Raw genomic sequence first — 3,972 nt, 5'->3', positions numbered from 1 at the left:
GTTTTTATAACTGCAAATGCAATCCTGTAAAATTAGACTTGAAAATGATATCCCTTTTTAAGCGTTCGGTGCTTTAGATGTACAATACTTTCAAAATTACCCCTTTCAAAGCGAAATCGACTGATCAACCTGGCCGTACTAGGAGGTTACATTATACGAATATAGGTGGCCTCCTATCGAATAATCCCGCTTAGCTTCCTATGCTGTCCGGATAGTTTCTTTTTTGGGTAGCTTATAGAGGAGCAAGATAAGTGCCAGGTAGAAGATCAAAGAAAACGCAGGCTGTGCGGCTCCAATAAATCCGTAACCGCTATTACATTTTGCAATAAAAGCAGAGACCATACAGATGCAGAAACCAATATATACCCATTCTTTGATCCTTTGAGGTACCTGGGGTATTAGTAGTACTAAGGCACCGATTAATTTGGCTATGGTCAGTTCTATCCGAAAGTAAGCCGGAAAGCCCAGGCGTCTGGTAAACTCTGCCTGATGTGTCTCGGCATACCATGCAGCGAAGATCATAAAAGCGGACATTAGGCCTGTATATAGCCAATAGTTTAAAGATTTCATTTTCATTTTTTAAGTTTTAAGTGAATCTGGGCTAATGACGATCGGGCAGGCCGGATGGGGACAAGGTCAGGGGGTCAGATGATCTTATTGTGTGTTTTCTTTTTGGTCAACCTTTTAATCTCCTTTATCAAGGTTTTTTTTTCTGTGCCGGATTTTGTCAGATTGATTGCTTGCTGATAATGTTCGATAGCAGTATCAATGTTGCGCTCTGCATGTAAATAGCCCAGCAATGCATGGTAAGAATTGCTATGATTGTCATTTACTTTTTCCGCTTCAGTTATCGCTTTTTCATTGCCATAGACTTTGGCCAACGCGAACAGCCGGTTCAACGCAGTGACAGGTGAATTTTCTATAAGGATGAGCTGATCATATAGCTGTAAAATATGCTCCCATTTTTTTTGGTCCGTTGGTGTGGTGTGCCAATAAGCAATACCCGCTTCCAGGTGATATTTTGTAACTTCAGCCCCGCTACAGGCATGGATTAAATAATAATTGCCCTTTTCTATCAATGCATTGTCCCATAAACTTTTGTCCTGGTCTTCAAAGAGAATGGCTTCTCCCTCAGGATTTGTCCTTGCTTCCAGTCTTGAGCTCTGAAAACACATTAAAGAAAGTAAGGCATAAGTTTGAGCGGTTTTAGTCAGCGGGTTATCGGTCAGCACCAGGGCAAGTCTGGTGGCTTCTGAACAAAGGTCTTTTCTGATCAACTGATTGTTGGTTTTTGAAAAATACCCTTCATTAAAAAGCAGGTATAAGGTTCGCAATACGGTTTCCAGGCGTTGTCTGATTTCTTTTTCATTCAGCTCTTTGATTCGAAAATGGTCTTTTCGAAGCTGGTTTCTCGCCCTTAGCAGGCGTTTCTTGATGGTTTCGGTTTTGGTTAGAAAGGCATTTGCAATTTCTCCCACACTAAAACCACAGAGTATTTGCAAGGCTAAACAGATCTGATTTTCCATTGGATTACCGGGGTTGCATACTGCAAAGATCATGGCTAGCTGGCTATCTGCTATAATTTTAGGATCGAATTCAAAATCTTGCTGGTCTGAAATTGGAGATGCAATGATTTGTTTTTTGACCTGCGATTCAAAAATAGCTGTGTGTTTAAAGTAGTCTTTGAGCTTGTTTTTAGCAACCGTATAAAGCCAGGCCGTTGGGTTTTGCGGTATTCCGTTAATGGGCCAGTTTTCCGAAGCTTTTAAAAAGGTTTCACTAGCAATATCTTCGGCCAGTTCAATATGGGCTAAACCAAAATGACGGCACAATACTGCCGTMATTTTAGCATATTCCTGCCGGAATAGGTGCGGTAAAAGTTCCTCAGACGATTTTACGATGGGCTTCATTAATCACGTTTTAAAACTTCTCTCACTTCAATGTTTCCGCCAATTTTGAAAATGGGATTAGATTTTGCGATTTCTACAGCTTCTTCAATGGTGTCGGTTCTGATCACAATGTAGCCACTTATAAATTCCTTGATTTCGGTATAAGGCCCGTCCGATATCACATTGTTAGGTCTGACTGTTTTGGCACCTGCAAGCGTTGGCAAAAGGGTATTTCCTTTGTCTGCCAGTTTGTTTTGTGAGGCAATGCCGGCAAGCCAGTTCATTCTCTCCTGCATTTGTTCGGGCGAAGGTTTGAAGTCTGTGGTATTGTTTAGTCTGAAAATTAATGCGAACTCTTTCATAATTAATTGTTTTTTCTGCTGATGACGATTGAAATTACAAAAGGAGGACAACAATATATAAGAACTGTCAGGAATTTTGAGATTTTTACCTGGGAAGGAGGGAATTTATTTTTACTGTGGACTATAATGTATTGGGAATCCTTATGTCAGCAGGTCTTTTTAAGGGTTTTTTGATGTTGGAAGGATTTCTTAATCGATTAATCTCTAAGCGGTCTAAATTGGATTTTTCGACCATAATGGTCACTCTTTCCGCATTTAAACTGACAATAATTCAATTATTCAAAATAGAAGTATTCGGCAATTTATAACTTTTGGCTATTTCTTTTACCGATTGATTATGATACATGAATAATAATACCAGTTTTCGTTAAACTCGTCTAAACTGCTCCAGCATCTTTCCTTTCATTTGGAATAGGTTTTATTCCAAAACTGTCAACCTATAGGGGTATGAGACCACAACAATGGCGAATGTACGGGTTGGCAGTATTTTATAAAAGGAGATAGGCCACCGTGGGTAACGGTTAACTTTAAATAACAAATTCGCAAAATTATTTTACCCTATAAAAGGTAGAATTTCATTAAATGGTTTTCCAACAATAATTCCATAACATGAAATCAAAAATAAAACAGCTATAATAATTAAAGCAATAGGTTTGTACGTGAATACCATCCCTTTCTTTTGAGTGTACCTATAGTTGATGTATGTGCCTATTAAGAAAAGACCTGTAAATAAGAGTATAAAATAATTGACCTGCATATAATAATGTTAAATTTATTGATATCGGATAGACCCTATAAACCACAATTTTGTATTATTTTATTTTGTCTATTCGCACTTCAAAAGGGTAAATTGACGCTTTCCCAACTTCAAATGAAACTTCTACCTTATCATTCGTTGTGAGTGGTTTGCCTTCATTGTCATAAAATATCGTTTTATCAGATCCACGTCCCGCATTTTCAGGAACAAAAACGCTGTTATAACCATTTTGTGCCCACTTCATCTCCAGGGGAGTAATCGTTTCTCCCTCATCCCCAGGTGCTGTATTTACATATACTGATTGGGGCCTGTCAACATAAACCGTCATTCCTGCCGAATAATTCAGATAGCCGGTAATAGAGAAACGTTTGCCTTCGTTAGCCTCTTTGTCAGCCAAAATTTTTTGTACTGCCGTCTTTGACGATTCGACTGGCGTTCCTTTTTCACGGTTTTTTCCACTTTCAAAATTTGAGCAGGAGCTCGCTGTTGATAATGCTCCTGCAATTGCTGCCGTTAAAAACAATGTTTTAAATTTCATATGAATTTGTTTTCGTTAAGGATGATGTTATATGGTGTTGCTTTGGTATCGTTTAATGCTCATGAAGTGACACCAAGTCAAAATACAAAAAATATAGTTTATAAGAGAAATAGAAAAGCATTACTGATTATAATGATAATTATCTTCACCTATGTTTGATGAATTCGTTTGCATCAAAACGTTTTTTTCCAAAATTTATATCCCTCCGAATAAATCCCCAGTTCTTCCATTTTTTTAATGTAAGACTTTTCGAACATCGTTAATCTAATTTCTGTGTTGTGTACCGATCTGGATTTTCTATTTCCCTGTGAATCAAAAGAGACCTCCTCTTCTTTTCGATCGTCTTYAAAAAGATAATAATAGAAAAATTCACCTTCCCAATAAGAAGCTTTGGGGTCGTTATCATCAACAGCAACCCGCTTACAG

Annotated in this window: 5 protein-coding genes; all 5 read right to left on the bottom strand. The window is 38.0% G+C overall.

Annotation, left to right across the window (positions count from 1 at the left end; translation table 11 throughout):
• Nucleotides 1-198 precede the first annotated feature (198 nt).
• Complete coding sequence (locus AC1DG9_RS24525) at nucleotides 199-576, bottom strand: DoxX family protein (RefSeq protein WP_337714952.1); 378 nt, start codon at nucleotides 574-576, stop codon at nucleotides 199-201.
• A gap of 68 nt (nucleotides 577-644) precedes the next feature.
• Nucleotides 645-1,910, bottom strand: coding sequence for an RNA polymerase sigma factor (locus AC1DG9_RS24520; protein WP_477635416.1), 1,266 nt, complete (start codon nucleotides 1,908-1,910; stop codon nucleotides 645-647).
• The gene (locus AC1DG9_RS24515; protein ID WP_172663420.1) at nucleotides 1,910-2,251 is read right to left on the bottom strand and encodes a YciI family protein; all 342 of its coding nucleotides are present in this window, start codon (nucleotides 2,249-2,251) and stop codon (nucleotides 1,910-1,912) included. Before AC1DG9_RS24515 ends, AC1DG9_RS24520 begins: the two co-directional genes overlap by 1 nt.
• An 812-nt stretch (nucleotides 2,252-3,063) precedes the next feature.
• The gene (locus tag AC1DG9_RS24510) at nucleotides 3,064-3,546 is read right to left on the bottom strand and encodes a hypothetical protein (protein ID WP_172663419.1); all 483 of its coding nucleotides are present in this window, start codon (nucleotides 3,544-3,546) and stop codon (nucleotides 3,064-3,066) included.
• Between the two features lie 173 nt (nucleotides 3,547-3,719).
• Nucleotides 3,720-3,972: hypothetical protein (locus tag AC1DG9_RS24505; RefSeq protein ID WP_477635415.1), on the bottom strand; the 253-nt coding region annotated here is incomplete at its 5' end.

Source organism: Pedobacter sp. 05L430, assembly GCF_056397585.1.
This window is presented reverse-complemented; position numbering and strand designations above follow the sequence as displayed.

Excerpts from the sequence above, each read along its gene's own strand:
- AC1DG9_RS24525 (WP_337714952.1), bottom strand. The coding sequence starts at position 576 with ATGAAAATGAAATCTTTAAACTATTGGCTATATACAGGCCTAATGTCC.
- AC1DG9_RS24515 (WP_172663420.1), bottom strand. The coding sequence starts at position 2,251 with ATGAAAGAGTTCGCATTAATTTTCAGACTAAACAATACCACAGACTTC.
- AC1DG9_RS24510 (WP_172663419.1), bottom strand. The coding sequence starts at position 3,546 with ATGAAATTTAAAACATTGTTTTTAACGGCAGCAATTGCAGGAGCATTA.